Genomic DNA, 17,772 nt, shown 5'->3' with positions numbered 1-17,772 from the left:
GTAGCGTCGCCGATCATGGGGTCGACGCGGTATGCGGCACTGCTCCGGGGCATCAACGTCGGAGGCCGGAACAAGATCACGATGGCCGACCTGCGCGCGGCGTTCTCGGAGGCGGGCTTCGGCGGTGTCAGCACCTACATCCAGTCCGGCAACGTCGCTTTCGAGTCCGGCCGGCGTCGGGCGTCGCTGGAGTCCGACATCGAGACGCTGTTGGCCGACAGGCTGCAGAGTCCGCCGGTCGTGGTGGTGCGCTCCCATGCGGAGATGCGCGCCATCGTCGAGGAGGCGCCCGCCGACTTCGTCGCCCGCACCGTGGACCACCACCGCGATGTGGTCTTCCTGAAGGAGCCGCTGACCGCCGATCGGGCACTGGAGGTGATCCAGGTGCGCGACGGCGTCGACGAGGTCTGGCCCGGCCCGGGGGTGGTCTACTTCACCCGTGTGAGCGCCGAGCGGACCAGGAGCATGATGAACCGGATCGTCGGCAAGCCCGAGTACCGGCTGATGACCATCCGCAACTGGGCCACGACGTCGCAGATGCTGTCGATCCTCGACGGTATGGGCTAATTCAGATACTCAGCCGGCGATAGCGTTGGAGACGCCGGATGCCTTGTGGCGCTGCGGGACCCGAGACCGACGTGAGTGCGGAGCGCATCCGGTCGCGCACCTGGGCGGTGTCGAGGCCCATACCGATCGCGACCAGACTGTTGGATTGGGCCTGCGCGGGCGCGACGGCGATGTGCACCGACGGCCCGACCACGTTGACCGTGTACCGGCGGGTGCTCGCGCGGTAGCGCACAGCGATCGTGCCCTTCATCCGGTAGACGCCGGCGGGCGGCTCCTCGAGTAGGTCGATGACCGCGTCCGGGTCGACGCATCCGTCGGAGACGACGGTCACCGAGTCGGCATGGGTGTGGTCGTGATCGTGTGCGCCGGTGTCGACCAGCAACTCGCGGAACGACAACTGGCCGCTCTCGGGCGTCGCGGCGGCGATGTCGTACAGCAGTGTCGGGTCGATCCGTCCCGCGGTGACACCGACGACGTAGGCGTGCGGGTTCACCGGGCGGATCCGGCTCTCGAAGCGCTCCATCGTCGCGGCACGCTCCGCGGCCGGTACCCGGTCGAGTTTGTTGACGACCACCAGGGTGGCGGCGCCGTAGCGGGCCGGCGGAGCGTCGTCGCGGTCGATCGTGTCGAAGTGGGTGGCGGCGTCGAGGACATCCACCACCCCGCCGGGCCGGATACCGTCGACGCCGCTGAACCTGATGATCCGGGACACCGCGACCGGATCGGCCAGCCCACTCGCCTCGACGATGATCGCGTCGAGGCGCAGTTTCGGGTCGGCCAGACGCTCGAGGGCGACGTCCAATCCGCCTTCGTCGGGAAGGCAGCAGATGCATCCCCCGGCGATCGATGCGGGCTCGTCGACCTGCCCGGTCACCAGGCCCGCGTCGACGTTGAGTTCGCCAAAGTCGTTGATGACGACACCAATCCGGGCATCGGGACTGCGCAGGACGTGGTTGAGGAGAGTCGTCTTGCCCGCCCCGAGATAGCCGGTCAGGGCGATGACGGGTATCGGCTGCACAGCAGGGGAGGCTACCCCGCCGGAATCGATCTGCAGGTCTGGACCCATCGGGGCGGTGGATCGGTAGCATGACCGATTGCGCCGCCTTCTCGCCGGCGCGTCGAGGGTGGGTGCAGGGGTGGTGTTGGGTCCGACGGAAGACGGTGTTGGCGCGGATCGCTACACCGGTGCTGAACTTCCCGTATTGCGGGCGCTGCTGCACATCTCGGATGCCGTGTTGCGGGCGCAGTATTTCGACGAGGTGCTGGAGGTCATCGCCGACCAGGCCAGGGTCGCGCTTCGAGCCGCGACGGTGTCGATCTGCCGGTTGGAGCCCGAACTCAGCGCCCTGCGGATTCTGCACAACGCGGGCAGACTGGCCCCCCAAGAACAGCGCTGGCCGCAGAACGACCTCTATCCCGTCGCGCCGGACTCCACGATTCACACCCTTCTGGCGAAGGGCATCGCGTATGCGAACTCCCTCGACGATCCGGGCTGTCCCGTGGAGTCCCGCGAGGTGCTGACGTCGCTGGGCAAGGAGAGCGAGGTCGCCGCTCCGGTGATGGTCGGCGGGTCGATGTGGGGAACGCTGTGGGTGACCGGCGTCGACGGCCGTCGGTTCGACGACGGCGACATCCTGCTGCTGCAGGCCATCGCCGCGCAGACCGCCTTGGCGATCGGACGGTCCGAATTGTTGAGCACCGTATGGCGATTCGCGTTCGAGGATCCCCTCACCGGCATCGCCAACAGACGCGCCATCGATCAGCGTCTCGCCGAGATCGACTGGGACACCACATATCCGGTCGTGCTGATGTGCGACCTGGACGACTTCAAACGGATCAACGACCGTAACGGGCATCCCGCCGGAGATGATCTGCTGCGGGTGGTCGCGACGGAACTGAAGCGGCTGACCGAGACGATCGACGGCGCCTTCGCGGGCCGGCTGGGCGGCGACGAGTTCTGTGTGCTGCTTCCGGATGCGACGTTGGTGGCCGCGCAGATTTTCGCGTTGGATGCGACCAAGGCGTTGCGCAGCGCAACGGATCTCGACGTGACCCTGTCGTGGGGCGCGGCCGCGGCGGGACCGCAGGTCCGCAGTGGCAGTGACCTGCTGGCCGCCGCGGATGCCGCGCTGTTGGAGGCCAAGAGGCAGGGTCCGGCCCGGTTCAGCACCGGGATGTCCACGCCGGTGGTACACAGCGGGCTCGACCGCCGCGCCCGGGACGTCAAGCGGACAGCAGGGGTGACCGAGCTCGTCGGCGACCTGGTCACGATCCTCGACGAGCAGCCCGACCTGACGACGGTCGGCGCGCTGGAAGTTCTTGCGGTGCAGGTTCAACAGGTTCTGGGCACCGCGGCCTGGGCGCTCTCCGAATGCGGGGAGGACCGCCACTCGTTGCGGTCGTTACGCAGCGTGGACAGTGTGCTGCACGAGGATTCAGGACTGTCCGTGCTGACCGATCTCGGGCCCTCGTCGTACGCACTCGCGGATTATCCGGCCTCTGCCCGCGCGGTCAGCGACGGGACGGCGTTCGTAGCGGCGGTCGACCTGGAGAATTCGGACCCGGCCGAGAAGGCGCTGGTCGCGCAGCTCGGGTACCGTGCCGTCCTCGGGGTGGGCGTTCCGGCGGGCAGTACGTCGTACCTGTTGGAGTTCTTCTCCCGCGACGGGCACCGGGATCTCATCGAGATCGCCCCTCTGGTAAGGGTTCTCGCGAACTACTGCGTATCGCGGGTCAGCGGAACCCGGTAGCCCCACCGTCGAGCAGATACGCCGAAAGGCCGGACCCACGTGGGTCCGGCCTCTCGGGTCGTCGGTGTAAGGGGGAGTTTCGGGTCAGCCGACCGGGATGGTGGCGCAGCCGACGTTCGGGATACAGCCCGAGACGCCGTCGGGACCGGCCGCACCGCTCACGCCGCCGGGATTGGTGCTGCCGCTGACGCCGCCGGGTCCGGCTTCACCGGCGGGACCACCGGGGATTGCGCCGGATGCGCCGCCGGGTCCGGCCTCACCGGCCGGGCCACCGGGGATGGCGCCGGATGCGCCGCCGGGTCCGGCCTCACCGGCCGGGCCACCGGGAATCGCGCCCGCGGCTCCACCCGGGCCGGCGGTGCCGAGGGCCGTGCACGGCGTGCCGTCCGCGTTGAAGCACGGCGGAGGGGCCGGCTGCGCGAAGGTCAGGGGCGCAGTTGCGATGGCAGTCGCCGCGGCGCCCGCAAAGAGCATTGGTCCGAAGGTTCCGAGAACAGATGTCTTGTATCGCATGACAGAGAAGTTGCCGGGCTGCGCGAAGTTGAAACCACTCAGTTAGATGGTTTTCTCAATCGCGGGTGAGGCACTCTGGCCGTGTGGGTCTGGTCATACGCCTTGCCGAACTGTTGCTCATCCTGCTGCCGCTGATCGGTGTGGGCTATGCGACAGTGCGTGCGATCACCTCGACCCGAGGCGGCGCGTCCGGGGAGGCCCGCGGCGCCGCGCAGCGCATCCTGGACAGGGCCGTCGACGAACACGATCGCACCGACACCCGCTGGCTGGACTACGAACTCGACGCGGCCACGCTGCTGGACCATCCGATGGTGACGGACATGCGGGAACCGCTCACCCAGCGCTTCCACCGGGCGAAACTACGGGCAGACCTACTGCGCCCCGCCCGCGCCGCCGACCTCGTCGACGACCGCGAGGCCACGCGTGACTACGTGGAGGCGGTGCAGGAGTACACCACGTCGTTCGACATCGCGGAGGCCGAGGCGATGCGTCGTCGGCGCGACGGCTTCTCCGTCGACGAGCAGGGCCGGATCGACCGGGCTCAGCGACTACTGCGCGTCGCGGCGGACGCGTCGGCGACCCGGCAGGAGCGGGCCGGCGCCTACCGGGTCGCGCGACGCGAACTCGACGGGCTGATCGTGCTGCCCGCGCGCGCCCGCGCCGCGCTCGAACGCGGTATCAGCGGCGAACTCACCTAGCTTCCGGCGACCGCCGCATCGGCGACGTCCAGCGCGCGGTCCAGGATCGCGAGTCCCTCACGGGCCAGGTCGGCGGTGATGGTGCAGGGCGGTACGACGTGGATGCGGTTGTAGTTCGCGAATGGCAGAAGGCCGAGCTTCTTGCACTCGGCGATCACTGAATTCATTGCCGCACTGGAACTTCCGTACGGCGCCAACGGCTCACGCGTCGCCTGGTCGGCGACGAGCTCGACGGCCCAGAACACCCCGGCACCGCGGACCTCGCCGACACTGCGGTGCTTGGCGGCGATCTCCGTGAGCCCGGGTCCGATCACCTCGGCGCCGATCGTCGCGGCGTTCTCGACGATCCCTTCGTCGGCCATCGCGTTGATCGTCGCGACCGCGGCGGCGGTGGCCAGGGGATGACCCGAGTAGGTGAGACCGCCGGGGTATGCCCGGTGGGCGAAGGTCTCGCTGATCGCCGGGTTGATCGCGACGCCGCCGAGGGGCACGTAGCCGGAGTTGACACCCTTGGCGAAGGTGAGCAGATCGGGGACGACGTCGAAGTGGTTGATGGAGAACCACTTTCCGCTGCGCCCGAAACCGGCCATCACCTCGTCGGCGATGAACACGATGCCGTACTCGTCGCAGATCTCCCGCACGCCGGCGATGTAGCCGGGCGGGGGCACCATGATGCCCGCGGTGCCGGGGATCGACTCGAGGATGATGGCCGCGATGGTGTTCGGACCCTCCATCCGGATGGTGTCGTGCAGGTGCCTGAGCGCGCGCTCGGATTCCTCGGCCTCGGTGGTGGCGTGGAACTGGGACCGGTACAGGAACGGCCCGAAGAAGTGCACGACGCCGGCGTTGCCGTGGTCGTTGGGCCAGCGACGGGGGTCGCCGGTGAGGTTGATGGCCGTCTCGGTGCCGCCGTGGTACGAGCGGTAGCGGGCCAGCACCTTGTAGCGACCGGTGTGCAGCCGCGCCATGCGGACCGCGTGCTCGACGGCATCGGCGCCGGCGTTGGTGAAGAAGATCCTGTTCAGTTCGCCGGGCGTGCGCTCGGCGATGAGCCGCGCCGCCTCGGATCGGGCGTCGTTGGCGTACTGCGGGGCGACCGTGCAGAGCTTGGCGGCCTGTTCGGCGATCGCGGCGATCACTTTGGGGTGCTGGTGCCCGATGTTGGTGTTGACCAACATCGAGGAGAAATCGAGCAGCTTGTTGCCGTCGCCGTCCCAGACATGGCAACCCTGCGACGCGGTGATCGTCATCGGAGAGATCTCGGCCTGGGCGGACCACGAGTGAAAGACGTGGGCGCGGTCGAGTTCGTAGGTGCGCGCGGCTTCCGCACGGGCGGCCTCGACCGTGAGGCCGTTGGGGAGCAGGTCGTCAAGCGTTTCGTTCAACACGCTTAAACCGTAGTTCCCCGACGTCAGAAGCGGAAATGGTGCTGTGAAGTGTCACCAGGGTGATGTAAGATCGAACACGTGTTCGAAGGTTGGTCTGATTTGCGGGTCCTGTCGGGGGTGCAGGGCTCGTATCGTCAGATCGCGGCGGCGATGGCCGCGTCACTGGCTGGAATCGCCGAACTTCTGGACCGACGGACGGCTGAGGAGTTGGACGCCGCACTGCATGTGCGCTCTGTGATCACGGCGTTCGATCGCACCGCGGTCGAGGTGGGGGCGGCGCTGGCACTTCCCTCGCCGAAAGCGCGCGAGCTGGTGCGTCAGGCCGACGCGCTGCACACCCGCTTGCCCGGTTTGGGGGCGCTGTTGGCCGCGGGCGAGGTCGACTACGACACCGTGGCGATGGTGCTCGACCGCACCGATCTGGTGCACGAGGACGTCATGGCGCAGTTGGAAGCGGCGCTTCTCGAGCGCGTGCGGGGGTGGGCGTGTTTCTCCCGCAAGCAACTTCGTGACGCGGTGGATGCCCTCGTCAAGGAAGTGGACGCCGACGCGGTCAAGCAGCGCCGCACCCGCGCCTACGATCAGCGACGGGTGTCGGTGGCCGCCGGAGCGGACGGTATGGCGGTGGTGCGCGGGACCATGTCGGCCGAGGACGGGGCAGCGCTCGATACCAGGCTGACTGCGATCGCCAAGAAAGTGTGTGCCTGCGATCCGCGAAGCCTCGTCCAGCGTCGCGCCGATGCGTTCAAGGCACTGACTCTCGGAGAGCCGTTCGGATGCATGTGCGGCCGCAACGACTGCCCGGACGCCGTGGCTGCAACTCCCGTGGCTGCAACTCCCGTGGGTTCATCTCCCGTGGCTTCAACTCCCGCGGCCCCGCCCCAGCAGTCGCTGCCGATGGGCCGGCAGGTGGTGCTGAACGTGATCGCCTCGGCCGAGACGGTGACCGGGCTCGGCAATGCTGCGGGCTATCTGCTGGGGTATGGCGTCATCGACGCCGAGCTGGTGCGTGAGCTGGCCCGCGACGCCACCCGCCGGCTGGTCGAGGCGCCCCGGTTCGAAGAGCGTCAGGCCCTGACCTACCGACCGTCGGATGCGCTGGCGCGCTTCGTCCGTGCCCGCGATCTGACGTGCCGGTTCCCCGGATGCACCGTCCCCGCGACGCGCTGCGACATCGACCACACCACCCCGTTCGACCAGGAGGATCCCGCCGCCGGGGGGTGGACGGTGCCGTGGAATCTGGCCTGCTACTGCCGGGAACACCACCGCCACAAGACGTTCGACACCGGCTGGCGTGATCAACAGCTCGTCGACGGCACCATCATCTGGACGGCGCCGACCGGGCACGAATACCGCACCGTCCCTGCGGGAGTGGGACTGTTCCCCGGGTTGGGTCGCGCGCGTAACAGCGCCGAGCGGCGGCGGGTCGCCGCTGCCCGGCAGCGTCTGCACCGCCACCGCGACGCGAGCACATACAACAGGTACCGCAATCAACAGGCCCGGGATGAGGTCCGGAACCGACGCTGGCGCAATGGTTTCCGGGGGCGCTATCTCCTCTTCAAAGGAGAGTTCGCCCACAACGCGCCCAGCCGGAGTCCGTTCGGCCGCTTCGTCAACGACCCGTTCGAACCCGAATCCCTACCACCCGACTGGCATCCGCCACCGCAGGATCGCGCCGATCCCGATGAACCCCCACCGTTCTGAACCTCAGATCTGGGATGCGGCTTCGAGTTCGGCGAGCGCATCGCCGGTGTACACCGCAAGTCGCTGCAGATGCGGCAGGCGGTCACGGCAGCCGACGAACCCGAGGTTCATGGTGTCCGCGTAGCTCTGCAGGGTGATGTTGAGCGCCATACCGTGGATCGGGATCGACACCGGGTAGGTGGCCTCGAGGCGGGAACCGTTGAAGTACAGGGGTTCCCGCGGCCCCGGAACATTGGACACACACAGGTTGAACGTGTACGGCCACGGCGGCTGCACACCGGTCAGGGCGCCGGCGATCTGGCTGCCGGCCGGGGCGAGCAATGCCGCGCTGTAGGCGATGATCGCCGCGGGCGACATCGACTGCAGTTGTCCCTTCGCCGCGCGGGTCGCCGTGGTGATCGTGTCGAGCCGCTCGACGGGGTCCTCGATGGCGGTGCCCATCGGCGCCAGAATCGCACCGACCGCGTTGCCGCCACCCTCGTCACCTTTGGGACGCACATTGACGGGCAGGAACGCGATCAGCGACCGGTCGGGCAGTTTGTCGAAGTCCGACAGGAACTTTCGCAATCCGCCACCGATGATCGCGAGCGCCACGTCGTTGAGCGTCGCGCCGTGCTGCGAGCTGAGCTTCTTGAGGCGATCGAACTCGTACTGCTGCGTCGCGAAGCGCCGATTGCGACTGATCCGCGCGTTGAGGATGCTGTGCGGCGCGGACACGGACCCCGCGATGTGGGCGTTCTCCCCGTCGCGTCGGATCTGCGTGTTCACCAACGCATTCGTGAGGTCGACCGCCGAGCTGACCCCGCCCGTCACCGCCGAACTCACCCCGCCGAGTGCCCGCAGCGTCGCCGTCAACGGGTTCGACGACTCCGCCGCCCCCGGGTCGCGTCGGCTGCGCGTCGGCGACGGCACGTTGAAGAACATCCGGGTGTCCCGCGACGCCGGGTCGGTGGACAGGCTGCGCCCGAGCATCCTCATCGCGCTGTAACCGTCGACCAGTGCGTGGTGGATCTTCATGTACAACGCGAAGCGTCCGCCTTCGAGGCCCTCGATGACGTGCAGTTCCCACGGCGGCCGCGTCAGATCGAGGTGGTTGCTGTGCAACCGGGACACCAGCACGCCGAGCTCACGTTCGTCACCGGGGCTGGCGAGCGCGGAGCGACGCACGTGGTAGTCGAAGTCGAAGTCCTCGTCGGTCACCCAACTGTGCAACGGGCTGAACTGCAGACGCGGATACGCCAACCTGCGGTTCCAGGGCGCGACGACCTCCTGGCGACGCGCCTCGTCGATCATTCCCCGCAGGTAGTCGCGCGGGGCGTCGGCCGGCGGAGTGAACGGCAGCAACCCGCCGACGTGCATCTTCGAACTCGATGTCTCGCCATAGATGAACATCAGGTCTTGCAGTCCGAGACGGACACTGTTGGCGCTCACGGCTGCACGCTAGTCGTCGCGGTCATGTTCCACAGAAGGTTTGGAAGGAGGCGCTGAACTCCCGTGGGCCCGGTTCGGCGTACCGGTCCAGACCGGCGCGCACGTCGAACGGCGACCGGATCGCGTCGAGCAGCTTCTCCACCGGACCCAGGTCGCCACCGGTGGCAGCGGTCAGCGCTTCCTCCACGAGATGGTTGCGCGGGATGTAGACGGGATTGACCCGGTCCATCGCGTCGGCGTCCGGGCCCAGATCGCGCCAGCGCTGCAACCAGCCGTCGAACGTCGCCAGGTCGATGAACTCGCCGCGCACCGGCTCGGCGTCCCCGCGCGCCGCCCCGGCCAGCCGCCGGAAGAACAGCGTCCAGTCGAGCCCGCTCTGCTGCAACTGCGTCAGCAGATCCCCGACCAGAGCCTCGACGGTGTCCGCGGACGCACCGGCCACACCGAGCTTGCGGGCCATCGCGTCGGTCCACGCCGCCTCGTAGAGACCCTGGAATTCGCCGAGCGACGCCTCGGCCACCGCGATGCCCGCCTCGGCGTCGTCGGCCAGCAGCGGCAGCAGGGCCTCGGCGAAGCGCGCCAGATTCCACAGCGCGATCGACGGTTGATTGCCGTACGCGTAGCGCCCCCAGCTGTCGATCGAGCTGAACACCGTGGCGGGATCGAACGCCTCCATGAACGCGCACGGCCCGTAATCGATGGTCTCGCCCGAGATCGTCATGTTGTCGGTGTTCATCACCCCGTGGATGAAGCCCACCGACATCCACTGCGCCACCAGTCGGGCCTGCGCCGCGCTGACCGCCTCCAGCAACGCCAGGTAGGGCTGCTCGGCGTCCGCGGCCGCCGGGTGGTGACGCGCGATCGCGTGGTCGGCCAGCCTCCGCAGCAGATCGGTGTTCCCGCTCGCGCGCATCAGCAGCGGTGCGAACTGGAACGTCCCGACGCGCAGGTGGCTGGACGCGACGCGGGCCAGCACCGCACCGGGCAGCGGCGACTCCCGGTACACCGTCTTCCCGGTCGCCACCACCGCCAGCGCGCGGGTGGTCGGAATACCCAGGGCATGCATCGCTTCACTGATGACGTACTCGCGCAGCATCGGTCCGACAGCCGCGAGACCGTCGCCGCCCCGGGCGAACGGCGTCCGTCCGGAGCCCTTCAGATGCAGATCGTGCAGGTGTCCGTCCGGCCCCTCGATCTCACCGAGAAGCAACGCCCGGCCGTCGCCGAGCCGGGGCTGGAACCCGCCGAACTGGTGCCCGGCATAGGCCTGAGCCACCGGCGACGCCTCCGCCGGAACCCGCGTCCCCGTCAACAGACCGAGACCGTCGGGCCCGCGCAACCAGTCCGGGTCCAGTCCGAGCTCGGTCGCCAGCGGCTCGTTGAGCACCAGCAGCCGCGGTTGCGGAGCCTCCTCGGCCTTCCACGGAACCGTCAGCTCCGAAAGCTCCCCGGCGAACCGGCTTCCCAGCGCAATACTCACTCCACCCAGACTACGGAGACGGCGGGATCACCGCGATGGCGTCGACAGCACCTTGCTCCAAGCCCTTCACCGAGATGCGCCGGGAGCTGTCCTCGACCACCAGCGCACCCGCGGGCTCACCCGGCGCCGCGGTGCTCGGCAGGATCAGCGCCCGCTGACCCGGCGCCACCTCGGCGGTCTGCAGCGCCGACGTCGGCGGGTTCGTCTGTGCGATCTGGTCCCCGGACACCTGCCACACCACCGGCGGATACGTCTGCGGCCGGCCGCACGTCCACGTGGTCAGGCTCAGCTTCGGCGCGCCCGTCGCGGGCCACCACAGCTTGGTGATCCGTGACCCTGCATCGGCGTCCGGTCCGGCGACGTCGAACGTCTCCTGGGCACCGTCGGCATCCGAGGTGACCACCGCGGCCGTCCCGCAGGCGTTGTCGGTGGCCTGGTAGAGCGCATAGGACAGCCGGGCGCCGTCGGGGCTCAGACGCGCGACCGACACCGGGCTGTTTGCGTCGACCTGGCCCAGCGGCGCCGGGGCGCCGGGCCCCCGGATCGCGTAGAGGGTGTCCGGTCCACCGAACGGCGACGGCGGTGCCTCCGTCCGCGCCACCACCGCGGTGCCGCCGCGCGCGATCAGCAGACGCGGGTCGCCCGGACGGACACCGGCGACCGGCGGCAGGTCCACCACCTGCTGCAGCTCGGGCGCAGACGTTGAATCGGCGAGATCCAGACGCATCAACCGGTTGGGCTGTTCCCACCACAGGATCGCGCTACCGCCCGCGGTGCCCACGTTGGGCCCGACCGGCACCTCACGTGTGTCACCTTTGCCGGTGGCGACCTCCAGCGTCGCGAGCAGGCCGTCGGACGTGCGGGCGAACACGAACCTGTCGTCCTCGGTGGTGATCAGGTCGTTGGACGGATCGAAGGACCCCTTCACCGACGCGACGACGGTGGTGCCCTCGACCAGACCGATCTCGTCGGCCGCGCGGTAGGCCAGCAGCGGGATCGAGGTGTCGGGAGGAGTCGGGGTGGTGGTCGGCTCGAAGGGGGAGCGGGACGTCGTCGTGGTCGCCGACGAACTCCCCGACGCACCGGTCGTCGAGCCGGTCGTGGGCTCGACGCCGGTGCAGGCGGCGAGCAGGACGACGATCATGGTCAGCAGGGCGGCGAGTCTGCGAGTGGAAGTAGTCATAGGAGTCATGGGGATCTACCCCATGAAAGCTCACTCAGGCGTGCCGCGGCGCCCCAGGTATGGTGATTTTTCCCGTCTGCAGGTCGTCCGGGGGAAAAGTCGTCGTCCAGATGTGGAGTGCCGCTGTGAGCCTGAACACCATCGCGTTGGAACTCGTGCCGCCGAATGTGGAGCGCGGCCGCGAGCAGGCCCTCGAGGACGCCGAGAAGGTGCTGCGCTGTTCTGCCGAGGCCGGGCTGGCCGGGCGGATCCGCCACGTGATGATCCCGGGGATGATCGAGGAGGACGGTGACCGTCCGATCGAGATGAAGCCCAAGCTCGACGTCCTGGACTTCTGGTCGATGATCAAGCCCGAGTTGCCCGACGTCAAAGGGCTGTGTACGCAGGTCACCGCGTTCATGGACGAGGAGACCCTGCGTGGGCGGCTCGCCCTGCTCGGCGACAGCGGTTTCGAGGGCATCGCGTTCGTCGGCGTCCCGCGCACCCTCAACGACGGCGAAGGCACCGGCGTCGCCCCGACCGACGCGCTGTCGATCTTCGACGGCGTCGTCGAGAACCGCGGCGTCATCCTGATCCCCACCCGCGAGGGCGAACACGGCCGCTTCAACTTCAAGTGCGACCGCGGCGCCACCTACGGCATGACTCAGCTGCTGTACTCCGACGCGATCGTCGGCATGCTCACCGAGTTCGCCGACAAGACCGACCACCGGCCCGAGATCCTGCTGTCCTTCGGCTTCGTGCCGAAGGTGGAGAGCCGGGTCGGCCTGATCAACTGGCTCATCCAGGATCCGGGCAACGAGGCCGTCGCGCGGGAGCAGGAGTTCGTCCGCCGACTGGCCGACACCGAGCCCGCCCCCCGCCGTCAGATGATGGTCGATCTGTACAAGCGGGTCATCGACGGTGTCGCCGATCTGGGCTTCCCGCTGAGCGTGCACTTCGAAGCCACCTACGGCGTCAACACCGCCGCGTTCGAGACCCTGGCCGAGATGCTGGCCTACTGGGCGCCCGACAAGCCCTGATCTGCGGTTTACTGATGCATGGCCCTCGTCCGCGGCGCCGGGGCGGCGCTGGCAGTGAGTTCGGCGGTCCTGCACGCGTCGTCACCGACGGTCCTGACGGCAGTGATGGCCGCCGTCTGCCTGTACTGCGCCTACGAACTGTGGCGGTTCGACTCGATCCGCAGCTGGCTGCTGGTCGCGGTGATGAACATCGCGATGATCGCCGTTCACCTGCCGGCGACGGGCCACCGGCACGGCGATGCGGGTACCGCCGCGGCGACGGACATGGCCGTGGCGATGCAGCTGGCCACCGCGGTCGCAGCCACCGAGATCGTGTTCGCGGCGGCGGTGCTGTACGTCCGAACCCGCGCGCCGCGATGACGGCGTCCCGCCTATCGTGGCCCAGTGCCTGAACAGTCCAGTACCGATGTGCGCGTCCTGCGCGCGCGTCTCGACGGACTGACGATCAGCGATGCCGCCAGGCTGGGCCGCCGGCTGCGGCAACTGCGCACGCCGGACCCCGCGGCGCTCGCCCGTCTCGCCGAACGGTTCACCGCGGCCGAGGCGCTGGTCGCCACCCGGCTGGCCGCCGTCCCCGAGATCACCTATCCGGATCTTCCCGTCTCGGAGCGCCGCGACGACATCGCGGCGGCGATCGCCGCCAACCAGGTCGTCATCGTGGCCGGGGAGACCGGATCGGGTAAGACCACCCAGCTGCCCAAGATCTGCCTCGAGATGGGCAGGGGGATCCGCGGCACGATCGGCCACACCCAGCCGCGGCGGCTAGCGGCCCGCACCGTCGCGACGCGCATCGCCGAAGAACTGGGCACCCCGCTGGGGGAGGCGGTCGGCTACACCGTGCGCTTCACCGACCAGGCGAGCGATCGCACGTTGGTGAAGTTGATGACCGACGGCATCCTGCTCGCCGAGGTGCAGCGCGACCGCCGGCTGCTGCGCTACGACACGCTGATCATCGACGAGGCGCACGAACGCAGCCTCAACATCGACTTCCTGCTCGGATACCTGCGCCGGCTGCTGCCGCGGCGGCCCGACCTGAAGGTCATCGTCACCTCGGCGACCATCGAACCGGAACGCTTCGCGCGGTTCTTCGCCGGAGGCGAACATGGATCCGGCGCCGGAGCACCGATCGTGGAGGTGTCGGGACGCACCTACCCCGTCGAGATCCGGTACCGGCCACTGGAAGTCGCCGTATCAGCCGCAGACGACGACGATCCCGATGACCCGGACCACGAGGTCGTGCGCACCGAACTGCGCGATCCGACCGAGGCGATCATCGACGCCGTCGCCGAACTGGAGAGCGAACCGCGCGGCGATGTGCTGGTGTTCCTGTCCGGCGAGCGCGAGATCCGCGACACCGCAGAGGCGTTGAGGGCGGTGACCGACCCGGGCCACACCGAGGTGCTGCCGCTGTACGCGCGGCTGCCGACGGCCGAGCAGCAGAAGGTGTTCTCGCCGAGCCGGGCGGCACGGCGAATCGTGTTGGCCACCAACGTCGCCGAGACATCGCTGACCGTTCCGGGGATCCGGTACGTCGTCGACCCCGGCACCGCCCGCATCTCCCGGTACAGCCGCAGAACCAAGGTGCAGCGGCTGCCGATCGAACCGATCTCGCAGGCCTCGGCGGCCCAGCGGGCGGGCCGGTCCGGACGTACCGCCCCCGGCGTGTGCATCCGGCTGTACTCCGAACAGGACTTCGAATCCCGGCCCCGCTACACCGATCCGGAGATCCTGCGCACCAACCTCGCCGCGGTGATCCTGCAGATGGCCGCGCTCGGGTTCGGCGACATCGAGGCCTTCGGCTTCCTCGACCCGCCCGACGCGCGAAGCATCCGCGACGGGGTGGCGCTGCTGCAGGAACTCGGCGCGTTCGATCGTCAGGGCGAGCTCACCGACATCGGGCGTCGGCTCGCGCAGATACCGGTGGACCCCCGGCTGGGTCGCATGATCCTGCAGGCGGACCACGAGGGCTGCGTGCGCGAGATGCTCGTGCTGGCCGCCGCACTGTCGATCCCCGATCCGCGGGAGCGCCCCGCCGACCGGGAGGACGCCGCGCGGCAGAAGCATGCGCGCTTCGCCGACGAGCACTCCGACTTCACCTCGTTCCTGAACCTCTGGTGGTACCTGACCGAGCAGCGAAAAGAGCGCTCCGGCAGCTCCTTTCGCCGGATGTGCCGCGACGAGTTCCTGCACTACCTGCGTATCCGCGAGTGGCAGGACCTGGTCGGTCAGCTGCGCAGCATCTGCCGCGATCTCGGGATCAGGGAGCAGGACGAACCGGCGGACCCGCGGTCGGTGCACGCCGCGCTGACCGCCGGACTGCTGTCCCATGTCGGCATGCGCGACACCGACGGCCGGGCCTACGACGGCGCCCGCAACGCGAAGTTCGTGCTCGCCCCCGGGTCTGTGCTGTCCCGGCGGCCGCCGCGCTGGGTCGTCGTGGCCGACCTCGTCGAGACCAGTCGGCTGTTCGGCAGGACGGCCGCGCGTATCGAACCCGACACCGTGGAGCGGGTCGCCGGGCATGTGTTGCAGCGCACCTACAGTGAGCCGCACTGGGATGCCGAGCGCGGCGCCGTGATGGCCTACGAGCGGGTCACCCTCTACGGTCTGCCGCTGGTGGCCCGTCGCCGCATCGGCTACGGACAGGTCGACCCCGAGGTGTCGCGCGACCTGTTCATCCGGCACGCCCTGGTCGAGGGCGACTGGAGAACCAAGCACCACTTCTTCCGCGACAACGCCAGGCTGCGCGAGGAACTCGCCGGCCTGGAGGACCGGGCGCGGCGGCGCGACCTGCTCGTCGGCGACGACGAGATCTTCGCATTTTACGACGCGCGGATCCCGGCGGATGTGGTGTCGTCGCGGCACTTCGACGGCTGGTGGCGCAAGGAGCGGCACCGCAACCCGGACCTGTTGACGCTGACCCGGGAAGACCTGCTGCGCAACGTTTCCGATACCCATACCGACACCGAGAAGCCCGACACCTGGCAGGCCGGCGACCTGAACCTGCCGCTGAGCTACCGGTTCGATCCGGGATCGTCCGACGACGGCGTCACCGTGCACGTTCCCGTCGACGTGCTGGCCCGTCTCGGCGGTGACGACTTCGCCTGGCAGGTGCCCGCGCTGCGCGAAGAACTTCTCACCGCACTGATCAAGTCGCTGCCCAAGGACCTGCGACGCAACTTCGTGCCCGCACCGGACACCGCACGGGCACTGCTGAACGCGATCACTCCCGACAGCGGTCCGCTGCTCGACGCCGTGCAACGCGAACTGCGCCGCCGCACAGGCATTCTCGTACCGATCGATGCCTTCGATCTGAGCAAGCTGCCCCCGCACCTGCGGGTCACCTTCGCCGTCGAGGACGCCGACGGTTCCGTGGTGTCGCGCGGTAAGAACCTCGACGAGCTGCAACAGCAGTTGGCGGCGCCGACCCGGCAGGCCGTGGCGGCCACCGTCGCAGGCGATCTGGAGCGCACCGGCCTGCGCGACTGGCCGGCCGACCTCGACGAGCTGCCCCGGGTGGTGGAGAGTGCCGGCGCCTCGGGACACGTCGTGCGCGGCTATCCGGCACTGGTGCCGGCCGGCGCGTCGGTCGCCATCAAAGTCTTCGCCACCAAGGACGAGCAGGATGCGGTGATGGCCCGCGGGAGCCGGCGGCTGCTGTTGCTCGCCGCCCCCTCGGTCACCAAAACCGTTGAGCGTGGCCTCGACACCCGCACCCGGCTGCTCCTGGGGAACAACCCGGACGGCTCGCTGTCGGCGCTGCTGGAGGACTGCGCGCAGGCCGCGGTCCAGATCCTCGTGCCCGATCCGGTGTGGACGAAGAAGGAGTTCGCGGCGGCACGCCAACGGCTGGCCGCCGGCCTGGCACAGACGACCGCCGACATCGTCCGTCGGGTACAGAAGGTGCTCGCCGCACTGCACGAGGTCGAGCTGGCGGTGCCGAAACAGCCCAGCCCGGCGCAGGCCGACGCGATCGCCGACATCAGGGCGCAGCTGTCGCGGCTGGTGCCAACGGGTTTCGTCACCGCCACCGGGGCGGCCAAGCTCGGTGACCTGACCCGCTATCTGACCGCGATCGACCGCCGCCTCGAGCGGCTGCCGCACGCGCTGGGCGCCGACCGGGAGCGCATGGATCGCGTCGCCGCGGTGCAGGACGCGTACGACGACCTGCGCGCCGCGCTCTCACCTGCCCGCGCCGCCGCGCCGGAGGTCGTCGACATCGCCTGGATGATCGAGGAGCTACGGGTGAGCCTCTGGGCCCAGCAACTGGGCACCGCGCGGCCGATCAGCGAGCAGCGGATCTATCGGGCGCTCAACGCTGCCGGGTGGGACGGATGACGATCTCGTTGACGTCGACGTCCGCCGGGGTGCCGACCGCGTAGGCGACCGCACCGGCGATGGCGTCCGGACCGATCGCTGCGCGCCGGTAGTCGGCCATCGCGTCACGGGCGATCGGATCGCTGATGCTGTCGGCCAGTTCGCTTTCCACCACTCCGGGCGAGATCGTCGTGACCCGCAGCCACGGCGGAGATTCGAGCCGCAGACCTTCGGTGATCGCCCACGCGGCGTGTTTGGTGCCGCAGTAGACCGCGCCGGTGGCGACGACCTCGTGGGCGCCGACCGATGCCACGGTGACCACATGGCCGCGCTCTTGCCGGGTGAAATGCGGCAGCGCGGCATGGATGCCGTGCAACAGCCCGCGGATGTTCACGTCGATCATCTGGTTCCACTCGGCGAGCAGTCCGGTGTCCAGCCGCGACAGCGGCATCACCCCGGCGTTGGCGACCAGGACGTCGAGCCGGCCGTGGCGCGCCACGATGTCGTCGGCTGCCGCACGTACGGCATCGGCGTCGGTGACGTCGAGCTCGCAGGCTTCGATGCTCCCGTCCGTTCCTGCGGCCAGTTCCCGCAGCCGGTCGGTACGGCGTGCGGCGGCGACGACGGTGAATCCGTCGGCCGCCAGCCGCACCGCAACGGCACGGCCGATCCCACTGCTCGCCCCGGTGACCATGGCGACGTTGCGCTGTGTGTTGTCCATG

14 protein-coding genes are annotated in these 17,772 nt (G+C 69.2%); 7 read left to right on the top strand and 7 right to left on the bottom strand.

Annotated features, from left to right (window positions below):
- Positions 1-15: 15 nt before the first annotated feature.
- A complete protein-coding gene (locus tag DYE23_RS27230) occupies positions 16-567 on the top strand; it encodes a DUF1697 domain-containing protein (protein WP_115328645.1) in 552 nt (183 codons plus the stop codon).
- A gap of 1 nt (position 568) precedes the next feature.
- Here DYE23_RS27230 and DYE23_RS27225 read toward each other — a convergent pair whose 3' ends face one another.
- The gene (locus DYE23_RS27225; protein WP_099962123.1) at positions 569-1,585 is read right to left on the bottom strand and encodes a CobW family GTP-binding protein; all 1,017 of its coding nucleotides are present in this window, start codon (positions 1,583-1,585) and stop codon (positions 569-571) included.
- 76 nt (positions 1,586-1,661) lie between these two features.
- Here DYE23_RS27225 and DYE23_RS27220 point away from each other — a divergent pair, with 76 nt between their 5' ends.
- Positions 1,662-3,317: a diguanylate cyclase domain-containing protein gene (locus DYE23_RS27220; RefSeq protein WP_235660502.1), complete on the top strand. Its 1,656-nt coding sequence runs from the start codon at positions 1,662-1,664 to the stop codon at positions 3,315-3,317.
- A gap of 84 nt (positions 3,318-3,401) precedes the next feature.
- Here DYE23_RS27220 and DYE23_RS27215 read toward each other — a convergent pair whose 3' ends face one another.
- Positions 3,402-3,791, bottom strand: a complete 390-nt coding sequence (locus tag DYE23_RS27215; protein WP_049777205.1) for a hypothetical protein — start codon at positions 3,789-3,791, stop codon at positions 3,402-3,404.
- A gap of 122 nt (positions 3,792-3,913) precedes the next feature.
- On the opposite strand from DYE23_RS27215, the gene DYE23_RS27210 reads away from it, so the two are divergent.
- Complete coding sequence (locus tag DYE23_RS27210) at positions 3,914-4,528, top strand: hypothetical protein (protein ID WP_099962122.1); 615 nt, start codon at positions 3,914-3,916, stop codon at positions 4,526-4,528.
- Here the strand turns inward: DYE23_RS27210 and DYE23_RS27205 are convergent.
- On the bottom strand, positions 4,525-5,916 hold the full coding sequence (locus DYE23_RS27205) for an aspartate aminotransferase family protein (protein ID WP_011891955.1): 1,392 nt from the start codon (positions 5,914-5,916) through the stop codon (positions 4,525-4,527). The genes DYE23_RS27210 and DYE23_RS27205 overlap by 4 nt on opposite strands.
- Positions 5,917-5,994: 78 nt before the next feature.
- On the opposite strand from DYE23_RS27205, the gene DYE23_RS27200 reads away from it, so the two are divergent.
- Entirely contained in the window at positions 5,995-7,620 is a 1,626-nt protein-coding gene (locus tag DYE23_RS27200) for an HNH endonuclease signature motif containing protein (RefSeq protein ID WP_115328644.1), read from the top strand.
- Between the two features lie 3 nt (positions 7,621-7,623).
- Here the strand turns inward: DYE23_RS27200 and DYE23_RS27195 are convergent, their stop codons facing one another.
- From DYE23_RS27195 to DYE23_RS27185, 3 genes are read right to left on the bottom strand one after another with little or no spacing between them, the layout of a single operon-like run.
- Entirely contained in the window at positions 7,624-9,051 is a 1,428-nt protein-coding gene (locus tag DYE23_RS27195; RefSeq protein WP_115328643.1) for a WS/DGAT/MGAT family O-acyltransferase, read from the bottom strand.
- Positions 9,052-9,073: 22 nt separating this feature from the next.
- Positions 9,074-10,531, bottom strand: coding sequence for a protein adenylyltransferase SelO (locus DYE23_RS27190; RefSeq protein WP_011891959.1), 1,458 nt, complete (start codon positions 10,529-10,531; stop codon positions 9,074-9,076).
- Positions 10,532-10,541: 10 nt separating this feature from the next.
- Positions 10,542-11,714: a hypothetical protein gene (locus tag DYE23_RS27185; protein ID WP_235660501.1), complete on the bottom strand. Its 1,173-nt coding sequence runs from the start codon at positions 11,712-11,714 to the stop codon at positions 10,542-10,544.
- Positions 11,715-11,839: 125 nt separating this feature from the next.
- Between DYE23_RS27185 and DYE23_RS27180 the strand changes: the two genes are divergently transcribed.
- The 3 genes from DYE23_RS27180 to hrpA are packed head-to-tail and all read left to right on the top strand — an operon-like array spanning position 11,840 to position 17,071.
- Positions 11,840-12,733, top strand: coding sequence for a mycobacterial-type methylenetetrahydrofolate reductase (locus DYE23_RS27180; RefSeq protein WP_041799832.1), 894 nt, complete (start codon positions 11,840-11,842; stop codon positions 12,731-12,733).
- Positions 12,734-12,751: 18 nt separating this feature from the next.
- Entirely contained in the window at positions 12,752-13,093 is a 342-nt protein-coding gene (locus tag DYE23_RS27175) for a hypothetical protein (protein WP_013473127.1), read from the top strand.
- A gap of 24 nt (positions 13,094-13,117) precedes the next feature.
- Entirely contained in the window at positions 13,118-17,071 is a 3,954-nt protein-coding gene (hrpA, locus tag DYE23_RS27170) for an ATP-dependent RNA helicase HrpA (protein WP_115328641.1), read from the top strand.
- Here the strand turns inward: hrpA and DYE23_RS27165 are convergent.
- On the bottom strand, positions 17,046-17,771 hold the full coding sequence (locus DYE23_RS27165) for an SDR family oxidoreductase (protein ID WP_115329123.1): 726 nt from the start codon (positions 17,769-17,771) through the stop codon (positions 17,046-17,048). The genes hrpA and DYE23_RS27165 overlap by 26 nt on opposite strands.
- Between the last annotated feature and the right edge of the window lies 1 nt (position 17,772).

Origin of the sequence: Mycolicibacterium gilvum (genome assembly GCF_900454025.1) — a bacterium.
GTDB classification, from domain to species: domain Bacteria; phylum Actinomycetota; class Actinomycetes; order Mycobacteriales; family Mycobacteriaceae; genus Mycobacterium; species Mycobacterium gilvum.
The sequence above is the reverse complement of the archived record's forward strand: the minus strand, read 5'-3'. Positions and strand labels throughout refer to the sequence as shown.